Below are 18228 nucleotides of genomic sequence, written 5' to 3' on the forward strand. Positions count from 1 at the left end.
CACACCACCGAGTCTTGCCTCGATACCTTTTCGTGACTGTCCCGCCGAAAAGTCTGCCGCTGATTCTCAGCGAGCTGCGCATCGCCACGACCCACCAGCACCAGGTGCTGGAAAAGCGCATCCCGTTTTTTACCGCTGACCAAGTGCTCTACACCCGGCTCATCGAAGCCTATTACGGTTTCTATCGGCCCCTGGAAAACCTGCTGTTCCAGATCGCGATGACGATTCCTGACCTGGACTGGCTGATCCGCAGCAAAACCCCTTCCCTGGAAGCCGACCTGTACGCGTTGGGCCTGGATGAGGGCGCAATTGCAGCGATTCCCCAGTGCCGATTTACCCTGCAGATTCGCTCTGTCGCCGATGTGCTGGGCGTGTTGTATGTCCTTGAGGGCGCGACTCTGGGCGGGCAATCCCTGCGCAACGGCTTGTACTCACGCCTGGGGATTGATGAACACAGCGGCGGGCGTTTTTTTGCGGTGTACGGCACGTCGACCATGTTGATGTGGCGCGGTTTTCTGGCGTGCCTGTATGAGGTGCGCGACCCGGTCGAACGGGCGCAGTCGGTGGTGGCGGCCGAGGCAACGTTCAAGGCTTTTGAGCACTGGCTTGAGCAGTGCGGGGTGTTGCAATGATTCGCCTCAATGCCGAGCAACTCGACGCCGCGCTGGCCCAGTGCGCCAGTGAGCCGATCCGGATTCCGGGGTCGATCCAGCCTCACGGCGTGCTGCTGACCTTGAATGCCCCCGAGTTGATCATCGGCCAGATCAGCAGCAACTGCGCGACGATGCTGGGTCATCCGGTCGAGGCACTGTTGCAGCAACCGTTGGCGGCACTGGCGGGCACCACAGTGGTCGAGCAAATCCGTCAGGCGCTGTTGTCGGCTGACCTGGAAGACGTCAATCCGCTGCTGCTGGACATCGGCGGCCAGCGTTTCAACGGGTCGCTCAGCCGTCATGACGCGCTGATTATTCTTGAACTGGAACCCTGGCGGGCGGCGGCCCAGGACAACACCCTTATTCTGCTGCGTGCTCTGCGCCGGATGCAGGCGGCCACCACGTTGCAGGACTTGTACACCGTCAGCGTCGAAGAAATTCGCCAACTGACCGGGTTCGACCGCGTGATGATTTACCGTTTCGAACCGGCCGGTCATGGTCAAGTCATCAGCGAAGCGCTGGGCGGCAATCTGCCCGGCTACCTCGGCCAGTGTTTCCCCGCCTCGGACATTCCGCCCCAGGCCCGGGAGTTGTATCGCCTGAACTGGATTCGGGTGATCCCCGACGCGCGTTATGTGCCGGTGCCCATCCTGCCGGTGCTGCGTCCCGATAACGGACAGTCGCTGGACCTCGGTTATTCAATGTTGCGCAGCGTTTCGCCGGTGCATTGCCAGTATCTGGACAATATGGGCGTGCGCGCCTCCATGAGTCTGTCGCTGCTGGAAAACACACAGCTCTGGGGTTTGATCACTTGTGCCGATCCTGAGCCGCTGTTGGTCAGCCACCCGGTGCGCACGATGTGCGCCGCTATCGCCCAGTTGCTCAGTGTGCAGATCACCGCGCTGCAAACCCGCGACCACCAGGCGGACCGCGAGCAAAAGTCCCTGCTGATCAACGAACTGACGGCGGCCATGCGCCTGTCGAAAAACGATGTGCTGGACGGTCTGGCCAATCACCCGCTGCAACTGCTGAGCCTGACCGGTGCCAGCGGCGTGGCGGTGTTGATCGAGGATCGCTTGCAGTTGATCGGCCAGTGGCCGACCGAGGAGCAAGTGCGGGCGTTGTACCTGTGGGTACGCGAGCAGTGCCTGGACAGCGGCGAATTGCTGGTGACCGACCACCTGCAAAGCCTGCACGGCGTCAGCGCCACTTACGGCGATGTCGCCAGTGGACTGCTGGCGTTCGTGCTGCCCAAACCTGTGGACAACGCCGTGATCTGGTTTGGCGAGCAACTGCGCTCCAGCATGAAGTGGAGCGGCAATCCGGACGAACATTTCAGTATCAAGGAGGGCGCCAGCCAACGGCTGCAACCGCGCAAATCCTTTGAGGTATGGGAGCAACAGGTGGACGGCAGGGCGCGGGTATGGAGCGCCGCCGATGCCTTTGCGGCGCTGCAACTGCGCCGCGCGGCCATCGAGGATGACCTGGCTCGCCAGGTGCGCCGCGAGCATGAAGCGGTGCGGGTGCGCGATGAGCTGGTGGCGGTGGTGTCCCATGACCTGCGCAACCCGATGACGATCATCATCATGCAATGCGGGATGATGCAGCGCCTGGTCTCTCGTGACGAAGGCAAAAACACCGGGCGCATGAGTGCCGCGCTGGGCACCATGGAAGAAGCCACCGCGCGGATGAACACGCTGATCGCCGATCTGCTCGACAAGTCGAAACTGGAGGCCGGGCATTACCCGCTCGACTGCAAACCGCTGGATGTGGTCGAGTTGCTCGAACAAGCCTGCGCGTTGCTGGTGACCCTGACGCAGCACAAAGGGATTGAGCTCAATTGCAGCAGCGCCGAAGGCCTGAGCATCGACGCCGACCCACAGCGACTGTTCCAGGTGTTGTCGAACCTGCTGGGCAACGCCATCAAATTTACCCCCGCCGGCGGGCGCATCGACCTCAGCGCCAGCCGTGTGGGCGCCAACGTACTGATCTCGGTGCGTGACAATGGTGGCGGCATTCACGCCGTGCACTTGCCGCATATCTTCGAACGCTATTGGTCGGTGCGCGAAGGCAACCCCAACGGCAGTGGCCTGGGTTTGTACATCTGTCGCAGCATCGTCCAGGCACACGGCGGTGAGCTATGGGCCGAAAGCGAGCCGGGGGTGGGTAGCGTGTTTACCTTTTCCATTCCGGCGGTGGCTTAGTGATCGCACAGTGAACATTCGGCATTGCTTAGCGAGTGAGCCTGCGCTTCATCACCGTCACCCGCCCGTTGTCGTCCACCTCTTCAACTTCTTCCCAGCCAAGCTTCGCGTACAGCGCTTGAGCATTGGGGGTGCACAAGTAGAGCTCCGGCACGCCGACCTGCGCGGCTTCCTCAACAATACGTGTCACCAGTTGCGAGGCGATGCCCCGGCCACGGTGTTCGGTCTTGACGTAGACCCCGGCCAGCCAAGGGCTCAGTTGCGGGCGTGAATCCAGATCGTGGGCCAGCAACAGTGCGCCTCCGAGCAACCGGGAGTTCTCGATGGCAACCACCACCGTGGGCACCGAACCTCTGCCACAACTGGCGCGCATGCGTTCGGTTTGGGCCTCCAGGGTATTGCCGGGCTTGTAGTGGCCCCACTCGTTGAAATTGAGTTCGGCGAGTTCCGCGATCAGGGCCGGGTGATCGCAGAGGTAATCGAGATGAATGGCCAATTGAAACTCCGTTTCCGGGGGCCCACGATTCGTTCGCGGGCAGTGAGTGCCACCATAAAACGGGGCTTTGGCGTAATCAAATAGCGCTCACAATCCTTCACCGTCTGTTGCGCAATGCCGGCCCTGACCTAAGCTTTGGGCTAAGCGAAACATATTCGTGGATCGTCACCCGGAACGATCGCCGCGATGCGCAATCATTAGAGCGTGGATATCAAAAGGAGATGCGCATGCTCATCAGGTCTTTGACCCTGACAACCCTCCTGGCACTTGCCAGTCCCTTGTTCGCCGCCGACAGCGACTCACCCCTGGCTGCGGATGTGGGCAGGGCCCGGCCGCTGATCGTGATTGCCCCCAGTACGGTCGACCCGGTCTGGGTCAGCCTGAAAAAGTCCCTGGAAGACCCCGCCAACAAGCAAGGCATCGCCCAGCGCAACATCAAGGTCTACAGCGTGTTGAACATGTTCGGCCAACTCGACGGCAAGGACCTCGGCCAGCAGGACACCATGGCCCTGATTCGCTCACTGAAACTCGGTGCCGGGGCATTGCCCAAGGTCATCCTGGTGGGCAAGGACGGCGAGATGAAGCTTGAGAGTTCGGGAGACGACTCCAAGTCGGTGGATTTGAAGAAGATCTTCGACACGATCGACGCGCTGCCGGCCACCGAGAAGGAAGTCGCGGCACCGACCCCGCCACCCGTGGCCGCAGAACCGGCCCCGACCAAAGGCGCAAAGGGCACCAAACCGGCTAAACCGGCCAAGCCTGCGAAACCGGCCGAGCAGCCGGATGACTGATTAACAACCTGTGGGCGTAATGGTGAGCCGATTTGGTTTGCTCGCGAAGGCGGGGGTGTCAGTCACATTGATGTCGGATGTGCCGACGCTTTCGCGAGCAAGCCCGCTCCCACAGGGGGGAATCAGGTCAGGCGATGGTGTCCACGACGCCGCCATCGACCCGCAGTGCCGCACCGGTCGTGGCCGATGCCTGGGGCGACACCACGTAGACCACCATATTCGCCACTTCCTCCATGCTCGCCGCGCGCTGGATGATCGAGCTCGGACGGTTGGCCATGACAAAGTCCGCCGCGACTTTCTCCATCGCTTCGCCGGACTTTTGCTGTTCATCCTTGAGCATGTCTTGCAACCCCTCAGACAGCGTAGGTCCCGGCAGAATCGCATTCACCGTCACCCCCGTGCCGGCCATGCGTTTGGCCAGGCCCCGAGAGATCGACAGGTTGGAGGTCTTGGTAAAACCGTAATGAATCATGTCCGCCGGAATATTCAGCGCTGACTCGGACGAAATGAATACCACGCGACCCCAGCCGTTTTTCGCCATGTCTTGCAGATACGCACGGGACAGGCGCACGCCGGACATCACGTTCACCTCAAAAAATCGCTCCCAGACATCATCGTCGGTTTCGAAGAAATCCTGCGGGCCGTAGATACCCACGTTATTGACCAGAATATCCACCCGAGGCAGGGCCGCGACCATCGCCTTGCAGCCCTCGGCGGTGCCGACATCGGCCGCGATCCCGCGCACGCTGGCGGAGGGCAGCAGGTGCTGGAGTTGAGTGACCGCCGCGTCTACGGCGTCCTGCTTGCGGCCGTTGATTACCACGTCTGCGCCGGACAGGGCCAGGCCTTTGGCGATGGCGAAACCGATGCCTTGGGTGGAACCGGTGACGAGGGCGATTTTGCGGGACAGGTCGATGTTCATGGGGGATCGCTCTTGAAGGGAGGTAAGAGGGATGACTGCGTGGCGCTTAGCCTAGTTCAAGCGATCGCCGATTTTTAGTTTGTGGCCAATTCTCGCCACAACATTCATCAAGGCAGGTGCTTGCCCGGCGATGGCCATCAGTGCGCCGGCCTGCCTGGAGCGGAAAAAGGGGCGGGTCAACGTACAACCCCTGTGGGAGCGGACTTGCTCGCGAAGACGGTGTGTCAGTTGTCATTTATGTTGCCTGGCACGCCGCTTTCGCGAGCAAACCCGCTCCCACAGGGTTTGCGCTTCGGACTACTTGGCCAGTGCGTTCAAGATTTGATGTGCGGCTTTGATCCGTTCCGCAATCGGGTAGTTTTTGTTGGCCAGGATCACGATGCCGATGTCTTTGGCCGGCACGAACGCGACGTAGGACCCGAAGCCGCCGGTTGAGCCGGTTTTGTTGATCAACACGCTGGCCGGCTCAGGCTGCGGCGGGTTCAGCCATTGGACTTTATGCGCTTGCATCGCCATTGGCGTCGAGTTGCCGGCCAATAATTTTTCCAGCGTTACAGGGTAGGCGTAGCGTTCCCAACCCAAGCCCTGGTTCATGTCGCCCACCGTGTAGTAGCCGGTGTGAGTGGTGGCGATGGCTTGCTGCAAGGTCTTGTCCAGTGACGCCGGTTTCAGGTTCGCCTGAACAAACCGAATCATGTCCGCCGCACTGGTTTTCACGCCGTAGGCTTGAGCGTCCAGCGCCCCCGGCCCGACGCGCACAGGCTTGTCTTCCTTGTCGTAACCCTGAGCGTACAGCCCCATTTGGTCCTGCGGCACGTTGAGGTAGGTGTGCTGCAACCCGAGTTTGGGCAGCAGGGTTTTTTCCATCACTTCGTCAAACGGCGCGCCCAGGCTTTGGGCGGCCAGGTAACCGAACAAGCCAATGCTGGGGTTCGAATATTGCCGATGGGTGCCAGCGGCATATACCGGTTTCCACTGTTGGAAGTAGGTGAGCATTTTATCGGCGTGATCTGACGCATCAGGGAACTGCAACGGCAGACCGCCCGCCGTGTAAGTACCCAGTTGCAACACGCTGACGTTATCGAACGCACTGCCATGCAACGCCGGCAAGACCCGGCTGGCCTTGTCGGTGAAGGACAATTTGCCCGTCGCGTGGGCGTAGGCGCCGAGGGTGGCGGTGAAGGTTTTGCTCACCGAGCCGATTTCGAACAGGGTGTTTTCCGTGACCGCTTGGGCGTTTTCTTTGTTGGCGATGCCGTAGTTAAAGTAATGCGGTTTACCGTTGACGGTCACCGCCACCGCCATGCCCGGAACGTTCTGGGCTTGCATCATCGGGCGGATGGCGGCGTCCACCACGCTTTTAATCTGCGGGTCCGTCTGACCCAGAGCCAGGCACGGGCCTGCGCCGAGAAGTGCCACGCAAGCCGCAAAAATAGACAGTCTGGTCATGTTGTTTCTATCCGTCATTGTTTCTGTTCCGTGCGAAAGGGTTCTGCCAAGCGGTAGACTGCCCGCCATCGGCCGGTGAATGGCGAGGCAAATTTAGGCAGTCTGCCGCTGATCGACAACCGATGATAATTCGCACGAGCCATTAGAAAAATTTGGGAGTGGCCATGATCCGGCCTCAATTACCGTTGAATGCACTGCGCGCATTCGAAGCCTCCGCCAGGCATTTGAGCTTCACGAGGGCGGCGGTGGAGCTGTGCGTCACCCAAGCGGCGGTGAGCCATCAAGTCAAAAGCCTTGAGGCTCAGCTTAACGTAACGCTGTTCAAACGCCTGCCACGTGGGCTGATGCTGACCAGCGAGGGCGAAACCCTGTTGCCGGTGCTGCGTGAATCCTTCGACCGGATCGCCGAAACCCTGGAGCGACTTGAGGGTGGTCATTACCGCGAAGTGCTGACGGTGGGCGCCGTCGGGACGTTTGCCGTGGGATGGTTGTTGCCGCGTCTGGCGGACTTTCAGGCGAAACATCCGTTCATAGATTTGCGCCTGTCGACCAACAACAATCGGGTGGATGTGGCCGCCGAAGGTCTGGATTACGCCATTCGCTTTGGCGCGGGGGCGTGGCACGGGATTGAAGCGCTGCGGCTGATCGAGGCGCCGCTGTCGGTGTTGTGCGTTCCCGAGATCGCCCGGCAACTCAATGAGCCAGCGGATCTATTGAAGCAAACCCTGTTGCGCTCTTATCGCACCGATGAATGGCCGGACTGGTTTCAGGCGTCAGGCCTTTCAACCCATGCCGCGCCGCCGCAAAGCATCGTCTTCGACTCGTCGCTGGCGATGATGGAAGCGGCGCTGCAAGGCGCGGGCGTGGCGTTGGCGCCGCCGCTGATGTTCGCCCGGCAACTGGCGGCGGGTGCCATTGAGCAACCGTTCGCGATTCACATCACCACCGGCAGTTATTGGCTGACCCGACTGCAATCACGTCCGCAAACGTCGGCGATGGCAGCGTTCAAACAATGGTTACTGCACGCCACCAATGATCAACCGTAGGAGCTACCGAAGGCTGCGATCTTTTTAAAAGCAAGATCAAAGGATCGCAGCCTTCGGCAGCTCCTACGGGGCTATGCGCGGATATCGCGCATCAACAACCCGAACCGCAAATCCACCGCATCCGGGATCGGCAGGTACACCGTGTGCCCGTCCCCAGGTGCGACTTCAATTGGCTGACCTTTGGCGTTCTGTAACTGGTGCAAGTCAAAGTGGAAGTTGCCCTTGGGTGTCATCAGTTCCATATGATCGCCCAGACTAAAGCGGTTCTTCACCTTCACTTCGGCCAGCCTGTCGCGCCGTTCGCCAGTCAACTCCCCGACAAACTGCTGACGCTCCGACACCGAACTGCCGTTCTGGTAGTTCTGATACTCATCATGCACATGTCGACGCAGGAAACCTTCGGTGTAACCGCGTTGGGCCAGGGATTCCAGATCGCTCATCAGGTTGCGGTCGAAGGCTCGACCGGCCACCGCATCGTCGATCGCCTGGCGATAAACCTGGGTGGTCCGGGCGCAATAGAAGTGCGATTTGGTCCGGCCTTCGATCTTTAGCGAGTGCACGCCCATTTGGGTCAGGCGTTCGACGTGTTGCACGGCGCGCAGGTCCTTGGCGTTCATGATGTAGGTGCCGTGTTCGTCCTCGAAGGCCGGCATCAACTCGTCCGGGCGATTGGCTTCCTGCAACAGGAACACCTGATCGGTCGGCGCGCCGATGCCTAAAGTCGGTTCCGGCTGGAATTGCTGAACAATTTCGCCGAGCTGATTTTCCGTGGCCTCCTGTGCCGAGTACTTCCAGCGGCAGGCGTTGGTGCAACTGCCCTGGTTGGCGTCGCGCTTGTTCATGTAGCCCGACAGCAGGCAGCGGCCGGAGTAGGCCATGCACAGCGCGCCGTGGACGAATACCTCCAGTTCCATGGCCGGCACTTGCTGGCGGATTTCGCCGATTTCTTCCAGGGACAGCTCCCGGGACAGGATGATCCGGCTCAAGCCCTGTAGCTGCCAGAACTCGACACTTGCCCAGTTCACCGTGTTGGCTTGCACCGACAGGTGAATCGGCATCTGCGGGAAGTGTCGGCGCACCAGCATGATCAGGCCCGGGTCGGACATGATCAGCGCGTCCGGCGCCATGGCGATCACCGGTTCGAGGTCTTTGAGGAAGGTTTTGAGCTTGGCGTTGTGCGGCGCAATGTTCACCACCACGTAGAAACGCTTGCCCTGGGCCTGGGCTTCCTGGATGCCGACGGCCAGGTTGGCGTGATCGAATTCGTTATTGCGCACCCGCAAGCTGTAGCGCGGCTGCCCCGCGTACACCGCATCGGCGCCGTAGGCGAAGGCATAACGCATGTTTTTCAGGGTGCCGGCGGGGGCGAGCAGCTCGGGTGTCGCAAGGGTCATGGCGGTATCGATCGCAAAAGCCGCCGAGGATAAAGGGCTTGCCCATGGGGTTTATTGATCTGGATCTATGCTTGATGAACAAACGGATGGCACTCGCGCGACCCGTGGCGGACTAAGCATCAGACGCGCGCCTGCGTCCCTTGCACTGACATGGATCGGACATGAAAGAAACGACGCTGCAAAACAGATCGCTGCTGGCCTTGCTGGTGGCGGTCACCCTGGCTTTTATCTGGATCTTGCTGCCGTTTTACGGTGCGGTGTTCTGGGCCGTTATCCTCGGCATCGTTTTCGCGCCGATGCAGCGGCGCCTGCAATTGAAGTTCGGCTGGCCGCGCAACCTGACGTCGCTGTGCACCTTGGGTGTGTGCCTGTTGATTGCGATTTTGCCGGTGATCATCCTCAGCATCTTGCTGGTTCAGGAAGGGGCATCGCTGTACAACCGCATCGAAAGCGGCGAACTGGACATCGCGGCGTATGTGTCGCAGTTCAAACACGGCTTGCCGCCGTACTTCCAGCATTTGCTCGATCGGTTCGGTGTCGGCGAGTTGAAGGGCTTGCAGGATAAAGTGGTCAAGGGTGCGATGCAGGGCAGTCAATTTGTGGCGGCGCAGGTGGTCACGTTTGGTCAGGGCACGTTTGAGTTCATCGTCAGTTTTTTCATCATGTTGTACCTGCTGTTTTTCTTTCTGCGTGATGGTGCCGAACTGGCGCGTAAAGTGCGCACCGCCGTGCCGTTGCAGGAACACCAGAAACGCCGTTTGCAGCTCAAGTTCAACCGCGTGGTGCGGGCCACCGTCAAAGGCAACCTGCTGGTAGCGATTACGCAGGGCGCGTTGGGTGGTTTGATTTTCTGGTTTCTGGATATCCCGAGCGCGTTGCTCTGGGCGGTGTTGATGGCGTTTCTGTCGCTGTTGCCAGCGGTGGGGGCGGGGATTGTCTGGGCGCCGGTGGCGGTGTACTTCTTGCTCAGCGGCGCGATCTGGCAGGGCGTGGTGCTGGGGTTGTTCGGGGTGTTTGTAATTGGCCTGGTGGACAACGTGCTGCGGCCGATCCTGGTGGGCAAAGACACCCGGATGCCCGATTACCTGATCCTGATCTCGACGTTGGGCGGCATGGCCGTTTTCGGTCTGAACGGGTTTGTGATCGGGCCGTTGATCGCCGCGCTGTTTATGTCGAGCTGGGCGATCTTTGTCGAAACCAAGCCACGGGTTCAGTTGCCTTAGGCGCTGAGCAATCCGGTGCCGATGCGTTGTGACAAGGCTTGGGCGGCGGGAAGCGAGGTGAGCGGACCGCTGATCGGTTCGCCGTCGCGCATCAGGTACCAACAGGCGAGCAATCCTAGCTCTCTGAGCGATGCGGGAACGGCGCTACCGATGACGGACATGATCTGAACCTGGGACATAAGTACCTCCAATCAATCTATGGGGGCTACCTTACGGACCATACGGTTCAACGGATAATCAACGTTCTCGATAGTCGACATTGACGCCACTGAGTGTGGCGTTCAATCCACGACCAGATCGAGCATATGAACCACTTCCTGCTCGTTGAGCAGGCCCTTGCGCACCAGGTTTTCCGCCAGCAGCGAGAGAAATTTGGCGCTGCGGTGGCCTTCCAGGTGCTTGAGTTCGGTCAGGGCGTTGTACACCTTGCTTGAGGTACACAAGCCGACATTGCGATGCGGGTTTTGCGTGGGCATGAGGTCGTCCTTGTTTTTATCAACCTGTTGTTTACGGACAGATCCAAGCTTGCGGACCTGACATGACATAAATATGACCGTTTCCCCCAAAGCGAGGGAAGGGCGGCCCAGTCAATCTTGCCAAATTTACCTGTCGGCACTGTCCCGACAGCGACCTTGGCGAGATTTATTCAGACCTCGCCCGACTGACGGGCATAAAAAAGGCCCCGCTGTTAAGGCGGGGCCTGATGAATCCGTTACCAGCGTGGGCCACCATAGTAACCATGGGGAGGGCCGTAGTAACCGCGTGGCGGACCGTAGTAAACCGGCGCCGGGCGGTAGTAGACCGGTTGTTGCACGTAAACCGGCGCGGGTTGGTAATAAACCGGTGGCGGCGGTTGTTGCACATAGACCGGCTGCTGCTGAACGTAAACCGGCGCGGGAGCGGCATAGACCGGGCGATTGCTCTCGATAATGGCCGAACCGACAATGGCGGAGCCGACGAGCGCGCCGAATATCGCGGGACCCTGCCAATAGTTACCACCACCATGCGCTTCTGCCTGCCCTGCGATAGCAAGTGCACCGATCAGCAAGGCAACTGTGGGGATTTTACGGATCATGATAATTCCTCGGTTCTTCGACCCGGCGCTTGAATCTGCAATAGACCCAAGGATTGTCGCGGGGATACTTCTAAGACAGCGCTTTTTCGAAAAACTGCACAGTCGTTAGGTAAATTTTGTGTAAGGTCTGTACCGGCTTCTTTACGAGTCCTGCAAAGCCGCGGCAGACAGGCCTCTATGATCGAACAGAACACGATGGTATGGCTAATCCCGTCTATCTGAAAGTGCAATTGGAAGGAGATGTTTCATGCAGATGAACCCCAACAAAGACACCCAGCTGTGCATGTCCCTGTCAGGACGCCCCGGGAACTTTGGCCTGCGATTTCACAATCATCTGTACGAACAGCTTGGGCTGAATTTTTACTATAAGGCGTTCAGCAGCCGGGACCTGACCGGTGCGGTCGGTGGCATTCGGGCGCTGGGCATTCGCGGCTGCGGCGTGTCGATGCCGTTCAAGGAAGCCTGCATTGCCCTGGTGGATGAGCTGGACGCGTCCGCCGCCGCCATTCAATCGATCAATACCATCGTCAATACCAACGGCCACCTCAAGGCCTACAACACCGATTACATTGCCATCGCCCAGTTGCTGGAAACCCATCAAGTGCCCAAGGATTCGACCTTTGCCCTGCGCGGTAGCGGCGGCATGGCCAAAGCCGTGGCCAGTGCCTTGCGCGACGGCGGGTACGAAAACGGCTTGATCGTGGCCCGCAACGAACGTGCCGGGCGAGCCCTGGCCGAGTCGTTGGGTTATGAGTGGCAGGTAGAACTGGGAGCTCGGCGCCCGCAGATGCTGATCAACGTCACGCCCATCGGCATGACCGGCGGGCCGGAAGCCGATCACCTGGCGTTTGACGCTGAAACCGTTGCCGCCGCCGAGACTGTCTTCGATGTGGTGGCGATCCCCTCGGAAACACCGTTGATCTTGCAGGGACGCGCTGAAGGTAAGCGCGTGATTACCGGGCTGGAAGTGATTGCGATCCAGGCGCTGGAGCAGTTCGTGCTTTACACCGGCGTGCGGCCGACGGATGAGCAGTTTCAGAACGCGGTGGCGTTTGCCCGTAGCTGATAACGGCTGAAGAGCAAAAGATCGCAGCCTTCGGCAGCTCCTACATGGACTGCATAACCCTGTAGGAGCTGCCGAAGGCTGCGATCTTTTCGCGTAGTGCCGGTTCTATACTGGCCACCGGCAAACGAAGATGTGCATCCCGCAACAACACCGTGATCGAGGTTCCCATGCATCCGCCCATTCTCAATCTGGATCAGGCCGAACTGTTGCCCTTGCCTGAGTCGGTGGCCGCGACTGGCGAAACCGCTGGCCGCTACCAGCAACGCATGGCCCGCATCGGCCAGCAGTTGGGGGCACAGAAGCTCGGTTATCGTTTGTATGCGCTGGAACCGGGGATGCGCGGCAGTCCGTTCCATAGTCATCGGGTCAATGAGGAAATGTTTTACGTGGTGGCCGGGGAAGGGGAGGTTCGCCTCGGCGCCGAGCGCTTCCCGATTCGCGCTGGCGACGTGATCGCCTGCCCGCCGGGAGGGCCTGAGGCGGCGCATCAGATCATCAACACCAGCCAGGCTGAACTGCGTTACCTGGCGGTCAGCACGCAGCAATCACCGGAAATTTGCGAATACCCGGACTCGGGGAAATACGCGGTGATGGATGATTTCAAAGTCGACGCCCAAGGCAACACCTCAGGATTTGTCGCGATCGCCCGGCCGGGTGATGGCGTGGATTACTGGGATGGCGAGTAATCCGAATCAGCACCAAACCCCTGTGGGAGCGGGCTTGCTCGCGAAAGCGGTGTGTCAGGCAACATGTGCATCGACTGACACGACGCCTTCGCGGGCAAGCCCGCTCCCACAGGGATTGATGTTGTCGGGTTATTCGAGGCGTGCCAAGCGTTCTTCCAGCGCCGCAATCCGCGCTTCGAGCTCTTCGATCCGCTCCACGGATACGCCGCTGCCAACGCCACGTTCTGCCGGATTCTGTCGGGCGGCGAGGATCGTTTCGATGTCCGCCGGGTCACCCAGTGCGTGCATGTAACGGTCTTCACGCTGACCTGCCTGACGCGGAATCAGCAGCGCCAAACCCCGGGCGATCAAACGCTCCAGCTGATGCACCACCTGCTCGGCATCTTCGAATTCATGCATGCGACCGCTGCGGGTCAGCAGTTCATTGACCGTTTGCGGACCGCGCAGAAACAACAACCCGGTCAAAATCACCTGGGCCGGCACCAGTTCCAGGGCCTTGTCGACCTTGTGCTCCCAGCGATCGGCCCGGCTGCCCATGACCAATTTGGCAAACCCGCGACCTTCCAGGGCACGCAGGCTCTGACCGACCTGGCCCTGGGTCAGGTTCATCACCGGTTCACGGCTGGTTTTCTGGTTGCAGGCAATCACCAGCGCATTGAGGGTCAGCGGGTAGGTTTCCGGGCTGGTGGCCTGTTTCTCGATCAACGAACCCAGGATGCGGATTTCCGAGCTGTTGAGGCGCGGCTCGTCGAAGGTGGTCTCTTGCTCAGTGGTCATCGCGCTTTTCCCTTTGCTGTCGAAGCGTGCAGTCGAAGCCGCCTAGCGTAATCCTTGCTGGATAAAAGACAAGCCGCAGGGCGCTCGGGCATGGCTATAATCGCCCCCATGTTTCAACCCCGCCACAACACGAGACTGCCATGACTATTTCCCTGTACGCCGCTTCCGTCCCGGTTTTCAAACAAATGCTCAATGCCCTGAGCGATGTCCTGAACAAGGCCGAAGCCCACGCCACCGCCAAGAACATCGACCCGAACGCTTTCCTGCAAGCCCGTCTGTACCCGGACATGTTCCCGCTGGTGCGTCAGGTGCAGATCGCCGTTGATTTCGCCAAAGGCGTTTCTTCGCGTCTGGCCGAGATCGAAGTGCCGAAGTACGACGACACCGAAACCACCTTCGCCGAGCTGCAAGCACTGATCGCCAAGGTTCTGGCGTTCATCGGCGAGATCAAGCCTGAGCAGATCGATGGCAAGGAAGGGATCGAGATCATCACCCGTCCAGGCACGCCGAAAGAGAAGCGCTTCACCGGCCAGGCTTACCTGCTGAGCTACGGCCTGCCGCAGTTCTTCTTCCACGTCACCACCACTTACGCATTGCTGCGTCACAACGGTGTGGAAGTGGGCAAGCGCGATTACATGGGCGCGTTCTAAACCGCCCGGATGTAAAAAGCCCGCCAAGGTTTATGCCTTGGCGGGCTTTTTTGTCGGTGAATCAAAAGATCGCAGCCTTCGGCAGCTCCTACATTGGATTGATGTACACCATGTAGGAGCTGCCGAAGGCTGCGATCTTTTGATCTTAAGCCAGACGCTGAGCTTTCTCGTCTTCACCGAGGCACGCTGCCGCCGTGAACAACACATCGGTGGACGAATTCAACGCCGTCTCCGCCGAATCCTGCAACACACCAATAATGAAGCCCACCGCGACCACCTGCATGGCGATTTCACTCGGAATGCCGAACAGGCTGCACGCCAGCGGAATCAGCAGCAACGACCCGCCCGCCACGCCCGAAGCGCCGCAGGCACAAATCGCCGCGACGACGCTGAGCAAAATCGCCGTGGGAATGTCCACGGCAATCCCCAGGGTATGCACGGCGGCCAGGGTCAACACGGTGATGGTGATCGCGGCGCCGGCCATGTTGATGGTCGCGCCGAGCGGGATCGATACCGAGTACGTGTCTTCATGCAGGCCCAGGCGCTTGCTCAATTCCAGATTGACCGGAATGTTCGCCGCCGAACTGCGGGTGAAAAACGCGGTAATGCCGCTTTCGCGCAGGCACATCAGCACCAGCGGATACGGATTGCGTCGCAGTTTCCAGAACACGATGACCGGGTTCATCACCAGCGCCACGAACAGCATGCAGCCCAGCAGCACCGCCAGCAGATGCGCATAACCGATCAAGGCCCCGAAGCCCGAGGTGGCCAGGGTCGACGCCACCAGTCCGAAAATCCCCAGCGGCGCGAAACGGATCACCAGGCGCACGATCAAAGTCACGCCGTTGGACAGATCACCGAGCACCTCGCGGGTCGTGTCGCCGGCATGGCGAATGGCGATGCCCATGCCGATCGCCCACGCCAGAATGCCGATGAAATTGGCGTTCATCAGTGCGCTGACCGGGTTATCGACCACGCTCAGCAACAGGCTTTGCAACACTTCACCGATGCCGCCCGGCGCGGTCACCGCGACGTCGTGCGTTGCCAATACCAGGTTCGACGGGAACAACGTGCTGGCCACCACCGCGACCACGGCGGCGGCAAACGTGCCCAGCAAATAAAGAAACAGAATCGGCCGAATGTGGGTTTCCTGACCGTGCTTGTGGTTGGCGATCGAAGCCATCACCAGCACAAACACCAGAATCGGCGCGACGGCTTTAAGCGCCGAGACAAAGATTTTGCCGATGAACGCCGTGGACTTCGCCACTTCAGGTGCGAATAACGCCAGGGCGATGCCAGCGATCAGGCCAATGACGATTTGCGTGACCAGGCTGGTGCGTTTCAAGCGGTGCAACAGGGACGGTGATGAAGCGCTCATAACGGTATCTCTGATTTTTTTGGGTACAGGGTTCCGAGTCACGCGGCAATAAGCAGGGCAGGCCACATGGGGGAACCAAAGGGTAGTGCGGCATCAATGCCAGAAAACTGGCCGATGAGCAGGGTGTATAAATCGCAGGTCGCGGACTTTATCACAGGGTCGTCCCGATCCTTCAGACCTGTGACGATCTGCCACCGGGTGTTCAACGCGATATGCAGGTTCGTGCAAGCCGCATCTGAAACACTCTGTTAAGATTCGCCATCCTCATTTTCAAATTCCGCCAGCGGGCCCTCGGGCTGTCGCTGTCGTCGTCGTTTTTCTGGAGTTGCGCATGCTTTTCCCCATTCTTCTGTTGTCGGCCGCCGGTTTCACGGTGCTGACCACGGAATTCATCATCGTCGGCCTGTTGCCGGCGATCGCCCGCGACCTGGACGTCACCATTCCCCAAGCGGGATTGCTGGTGACGTTGTTCGCGTTCACCGTGGCCGCATTCGGCCCGTTCCTGACCGCGTACTTCGCTCGATTTGAGCGTCGCAAACTGTTTATCTCGATTCTGATCATGTTCGGCGTGGCCAACACCATCGCCGCGTTTGCGCCGAACATCTGGGTGATGGCCTTCGCCCGGTTGATCCCTGCGTTGGGGTTACCGGTGTTCTGGGCTCTGGCCAGCGAGACGGCGGTGGACATCGTCGGGCCGGATCATGCGGGGCGGGCCATTTCCAAGATCGGCTTCGGGATTGTCTGCGCCATGGTGTTTGGTATTCCGGTCGGTACGCTGATTTCCGATGCATTCGGCTGGCGGAGCGCGTTCGGCATCCTGGCGGTGATCGCGTTGGCCAAGGCGTTGCTGCTGTATCTCTACTTGCCGGGCACCCTGCTGCATAAGAACCAGGTGAGCTTTCGTTCGCAGTTCAAGATCCTGCGCAACCCGTTGATGATCGGGCATGTGGTGCTGTCGATCCTGGTCTTTACCGGCATGTTCACCGCCTATACCTACCTGGCGGACATTCTTGAGCGCCTGGCCGGTTTCGACGGCGCGCTGGTGGGCTGGTGCCTGATGGGCTTCGGTGCGGTTGGGTTGATCGGCAACTGGTGGGGTGGCCGAGCGGTGGATCGTCATCCGCTGATTGCGTCGATGATGTTCTGCGCGTTTTTGATTGCCGGTCTGATTGCGCTGGTGCCGAACATTCAGTCACCGCTGGGTCTGGCGGCAGCGATGGGCATCTGGGGCGTCACCCAGGCCGCGCTGTTCCTGGTCAGCCATGTGCGCTTGATGAAGGCTGCGCCGCAAGCGCCGGCCTTCGCCGCGTCGCTGAACATCGCCGGGGCCAACCTCGGGATCGGCCTGGGCGCGATGGTTGGCGGTCGGGTGATCAACGCCGTTGGCCTGGGCGGCCTGGGTTTCGCGGCGGCGGCGTTTATCCTCGCGTCGATCCTGTTGGCCATGGCGCTGATGACCATGACGCCCCGTGAACCTCTCACAGTTCAGTAAATAGCTCGCGTCGGGCACCTTCGGTAATCGCAACGATGCCGGGGTGCTTGACCTTGCGTTCCACTGAAATGGCGTAGAACGACTCGGTGACCGCGTCGGTCTGGCCAATCACCTCCACGCCGTATTGGCGTTTCACCTCGTCGGCAATCACGCTCGGGCCGATAAAAATCCCGCTGCCGGATTGGCCGAAGGCCTGCATCAGTGCGCTGTCGTCGAATTCTCCGACGATGCGCGGCTGAATCTGTTGCTCGGCAAACCAGCGTTGCAAGCGACTGCGCACCACGGTTTCCGGCCCGGGAATCAGCAGCGGCGCGCCGTGCAGGTTGCGGGGGAAGTCCTGACCATGCAGCGCGGCCAGTTTCTGGGTCGCAAAGAAGCTGATCCCGCATTCACCGAGTTTCTGGCTATAGCCCTTGATGTCGAGGTTCGACGGCATCGGGCTGTCGGAGATCACCAGGTCCAGGCGCTGGATCGCCAGGTCGGCGAGCAACCGTTCCAGTTTGTCCTCACGGCAGGTGATGCGCAGCGGCTCGCTCAATTCCATGGTCGGCGCGATCAATCGATAGACGATGGATTTGGGCACCACGTCCGCCACGCCGACTCGAAACAGTATCTGTTGCTCATTGGGCTGGGCGCGAAGCATCAGCTCCAGTTCGCCGCCGAGTTGGAACATCTGCTCGGCGTAGGGCAGGGTCTGACGCCCGGCTTCGGTGAGTTCCAGATTGCGCCCGACCCGGCGAAACAATTCGATGCCGTAGGTTTGTTCGAGCAAGGAAATCTGCCCGCTGATGGTTTGCGGCGTCAGGTTCAGTTGCTCACAGGCGCGCACGATGCTGCCGGTTTTGGCCACGACCCAGAAGTAATGCAGCTGTCGATAATTCAGCAAATTGGTGAACCCCTGTTCAAATCACCCGTAGGAGCTGTCG

19 protein-coding genes are annotated in these 18228 nt (G+C 60.0%); 9 read left to right on the top strand and 10 right to left on the bottom strand.

What is annotated here, in order from left to right:
- The first annotated feature begins 32 nt into the window (after window positions 1-32).
- Entirely contained in the window at window positions 33-632 is a 600-nt protein-coding gene (locus V5E99_RS09820) for a biliverdin-producing heme oxygenase (protein WP_499802288.1), read from the top strand.
- Window positions 629-2857, top strand: a complete 2229-nt coding sequence (locus tag V5E99_RS09825) for an ATP-binding protein (protein WP_499802289.1) — start codon at window positions 629-631, stop codon at window positions 2855-2857. The genes V5E99_RS09820 and V5E99_RS09825 overlap by 4 nt, the downstream gene beginning before the upstream one ends.
- A gap of 28 nt (window positions 2858-2885) precedes the next feature.
- On the opposite strand, the gene V5E99_RS09830 is transcribed toward V5E99_RS09825, so the two are convergent.
- The gene (locus V5E99_RS09830) at window positions 2886-3353 is read right to left on the bottom strand and encodes a GNAT family N-acetyltransferase (RefSeq protein WP_499802290.1); all 468 of its coding nucleotides are present in this window, start codon (window positions 3351-3353) and stop codon (window positions 2886-2888) included.
- A 227-nt stretch (window positions 3354-3580) separates the two neighbouring features.
- On the opposite strand from V5E99_RS09830, the gene V5E99_RS09835 reads away from it, so the two are divergent.
- Window positions 3581-4144, top strand: coding sequence for a DUF4174 domain-containing protein (locus V5E99_RS09835; protein ID WP_499802291.1), 564 nt, complete (start codon window positions 3581-3583; stop codon window positions 4142-4144).
- A gap of 127 nt (window positions 4145-4271) precedes the next feature.
- Here V5E99_RS09835 and V5E99_RS09840 read toward each other — a convergent pair whose 3' ends face one another.
- Window positions 4272-5066 (bottom strand): SDR family NAD(P)-dependent oxidoreductase, encoded by a 795-nt coding sequence (locus tag V5E99_RS09840; protein WP_499802292.1) that lies wholly within the window; start codon window positions 5064-5066, stop codon window positions 4272-4274.
- A gap of 297 nt (window positions 5067-5363) precedes the next feature.
- Window positions 5364-6515, bottom strand: coding sequence for a class C beta-lactamase (ampC, locus tag V5E99_RS09845; protein ID WP_499802293.1), 1152 nt, complete (start codon window positions 6513-6515; stop codon window positions 5364-5366).
- Window positions 6516-6682: 167 nt separating this feature from the next.
- On the opposite strand from ampC, the gene V5E99_RS09850 reads away from it, so the two are divergent.
- Window positions 6683-7561, top strand: a complete 879-nt coding sequence (locus V5E99_RS09850) for a LysR family transcriptional regulator (RefSeq protein ID WP_499802426.1) — start codon at window positions 6683-6685, stop codon at window positions 7559-7561.
- Between the two features lie 71 nt (window positions 7562-7632).
- Here the strand turns inward: V5E99_RS09850 and trhP are convergent, their stop codons facing one another.
- Complete coding sequence (gene trhP / locus V5E99_RS09855; protein ID WP_499802294.1) at window positions 7633-8955, bottom strand: prephenate-dependent tRNA uridine(34) hydroxylase TrhP; 1323 nt, start codon at window positions 8953-8955, stop codon at window positions 7633-7635.
- A 161-nt stretch (window positions 8956-9116) separates the two neighbouring features.
- Between trhP and V5E99_RS09860 the strand changes: the two genes are divergently transcribed.
- On the top strand, window positions 9117-10178 hold the full coding sequence (locus V5E99_RS09860; protein WP_499802295.1) for an AI-2E family transporter: 1062 nt from the start codon (window positions 9117-9119) through the stop codon (window positions 10176-10178).
- On the opposite strand, the gene V5E99_RS09865 is transcribed toward V5E99_RS09860, so the two are convergent.
- The 3 genes from V5E99_RS09865 to V5E99_RS09875 form a co-directional block, all read right to left on the bottom strand.
- Window positions 10175-10357, bottom strand: a complete 183-nt coding sequence (locus tag V5E99_RS09865; RefSeq protein ID WP_123513747.1) for a hypothetical protein — start codon at window positions 10355-10357, stop codon at window positions 10175-10177. The two genes, V5E99_RS09860 and V5E99_RS09865, sit on opposite strands and share 4 nt — an antisense overlap.
- A gap of 102 nt (window positions 10358-10459) precedes the next feature.
- The gene (locus tag V5E99_RS09870; protein ID WP_123409983.1) at window positions 10460-10654 is read right to left on the bottom strand and encodes a hypothetical protein; all 195 of its coding nucleotides are present in this window, start codon (window positions 10652-10654) and stop codon (window positions 10460-10462) included.
- 236 nt (window positions 10655-10890) lie between these two features.
- Window positions 10891-11253, bottom strand: coding sequence for a hypothetical protein (locus V5E99_RS09875; RefSeq protein ID WP_499802296.1), 363 nt, complete (start codon window positions 11251-11253; stop codon window positions 10891-10893).
- Between the two features lie 247 nt (window positions 11254-11500).
- Between V5E99_RS09875 and V5E99_RS09880 the strand changes: the two genes are divergently transcribed.
- Both V5E99_RS09880 and V5E99_RS09885 read left to right on the top strand, forming a co-directional pair.
- The gene (locus V5E99_RS09880; protein WP_499802297.1) at window positions 11501-12319 is read left to right on the top strand and encodes a shikimate 5-dehydrogenase; all 819 of its coding nucleotides are present in this window, start codon (window positions 11501-11503) and stop codon (window positions 12317-12319) included.
- Window positions 12320-12486: 167 nt separating this feature from the next.
- Entirely contained in the window at window positions 12487-13005 is a 519-nt protein-coding gene (locus tag V5E99_RS09885) for a cupin domain-containing protein (protein ID WP_499802298.1), read from the top strand.
- A 129-nt stretch (window positions 13006-13134) separates the two neighbouring features.
- Here the strand turns inward: V5E99_RS09885 and V5E99_RS09890 are convergent, their stop codons facing one another.
- Window positions 13135-13782: a YceH family protein gene (locus tag V5E99_RS09890; protein WP_499802299.1), complete on the bottom strand. Its 648-nt coding sequence runs from the start codon at window positions 13780-13782 to the stop codon at window positions 13135-13137.
- A 140-nt stretch (window positions 13783-13922) separates the two neighbouring features.
- Here V5E99_RS09890 and V5E99_RS09895 point away from each other — a divergent pair, with 140 nt between their 5' ends.
- Window positions 13923-14432 (top strand): DUF1993 domain-containing protein, encoded by a 510-nt coding sequence (locus tag V5E99_RS09895; RefSeq protein WP_499802300.1) that lies wholly within the window; start codon window positions 13923-13925, stop codon window positions 14430-14432.
- A 145-nt stretch (window positions 14433-14577) separates the two neighbouring features.
- Here V5E99_RS09895 and sstT read toward each other — a convergent pair whose 3' ends face one another.
- Window positions 14578-15810, bottom strand: coding sequence for a serine/threonine transporter SstT (gene sstT, locus V5E99_RS09900; RefSeq protein ID WP_499802301.1), 1233 nt, complete (start codon window positions 15808-15810; stop codon window positions 14578-14580).
- 331 nt (window positions 15811-16141) lie between these two features.
- Between sstT and V5E99_RS09905 the strand changes: the two genes are divergently transcribed.
- Complete coding sequence (locus V5E99_RS09905) at window positions 16142-17302, top strand: MFS transporter (RefSeq protein WP_499802302.1); 1161 nt, start codon at window positions 16142-16144, stop codon at window positions 17300-17302.
- On the opposite strand, the gene nhaR is transcribed toward V5E99_RS09905, so the two are convergent.
- Window positions 17289-18188, bottom strand: a complete 900-nt coding sequence (gene nhaR, locus V5E99_RS09910) for a transcriptional activator NhaR (RefSeq protein ID WP_499802303.1) — start codon at window positions 18186-18188, stop codon at window positions 17289-17291. The two genes, V5E99_RS09905 and nhaR, sit on opposite strands and share 14 nt — an antisense overlap.
- Window positions 18189-18228 lie beyond the last annotated feature (40 nt).

Origin of the sequence: Janthinobacterium sp. LPB2021202312-11-4, from assembly GCF_037049705.1 — a bacterium.
In the GTDB taxonomy this organism is placed as follows: Bacteria; Pseudomonadota; Gammaproteobacteria; order Pseudomonadales; family Pseudomonadaceae; genus Aquipseudomonas.

Coding starts and splice junctions, on each gene's coding strand:
- V5E99_RS09860 (WP_499802295.1), top strand. CDS start 9,117: ATGAAAGAAACGACGCTGCAAAACAGATCGCTGCTGGCCTTGCTGGTG.
- V5E99_RS09895 (WP_499802300.1), top strand. CDS start 13,923: ATGACTATTTCCCTGTACGCCGCTTCCGTCCCGGTTTTCAAACAAATG.
- V5E99_RS09890 (WP_499802299.1), bottom strand. CDS start 13,782: ATGACCACTGAGCAAGAGACCACCTTCGACGAGCCGCGCCTCAACAGC.
- sstT (WP_499802301.1), bottom strand. CDS start 15,810: ATGAGCGCTTCATCACCGTCCCTGTTGCACCGCTTGAAACGCACCAGC.
- V5E99_RS09870 (WP_123409983.1), bottom strand. CDS start 10,654: ATGCCCACGCAAAACCCGCATCGCAATGTCGGCTTGTGTACCTCAAGC.
- V5E99_RS09885 (WP_499802298.1), top strand. CDS start 12,487: ATGCATCCGCCCATTCTCAATCTGGATCAGGCCGAACTGTTGCCCTTG.
- V5E99_RS09865 (WP_123513747.1), bottom strand. CDS start 10,357: ATGTCCCAGGTTCAGATCATGTCCGTCATCGGTAGCGCCGTTCCCGCA.
- ampC (WP_499802293.1), bottom strand. CDS start 6,515: ATGACCAGACTGTCTATTTTTGCGGCTTGCGTGGCACTTCTCGGCGCA.
- trhP (WP_499802294.1), bottom strand. CDS start 8,955: ATGACCCTTGCGACACCCGAGCTGCTCGCCCCCGCCGGCACCCTGAAA.
- V5E99_RS09905 (WP_499802302.1), top strand. CDS start 16,142: ATGCTTTTCCCCATTCTTCTGTTGTCGGCCGCCGGTTTCACGGTGCTG.
- V5E99_RS09840 (WP_499802292.1), bottom strand. CDS start 5,066: ATGAACATCGACCTGTCCCGCAAAATCGCCCTCGTCACCGGTTCCACC.
- V5E99_RS09875 (WP_499802296.1), bottom strand. CDS start 11,253: ATGATCCGTAAAATCCCCACAGTTGCCTTGCTGATCGGTGCACTTGCT.
- V5E99_RS09880 (WP_499802297.1), top strand. CDS start 11,501: ATGCAGATGAACCCCAACAAAGACACCCAGCTGTGCATGTCCCTGTCA.
- V5E99_RS09835 (WP_499802291.1), top strand. CDS start 3,581: ATGCTCATCAGGTCTTTGACCCTGACAACCCTCCTGGCACTTGCCAGT.
- V5E99_RS09825 (WP_499802289.1), top strand. CDS start 629: ATGATTCGCCTCAATGCCGAGCAACTCGACGCCGCGCTGGCCCAGTGC.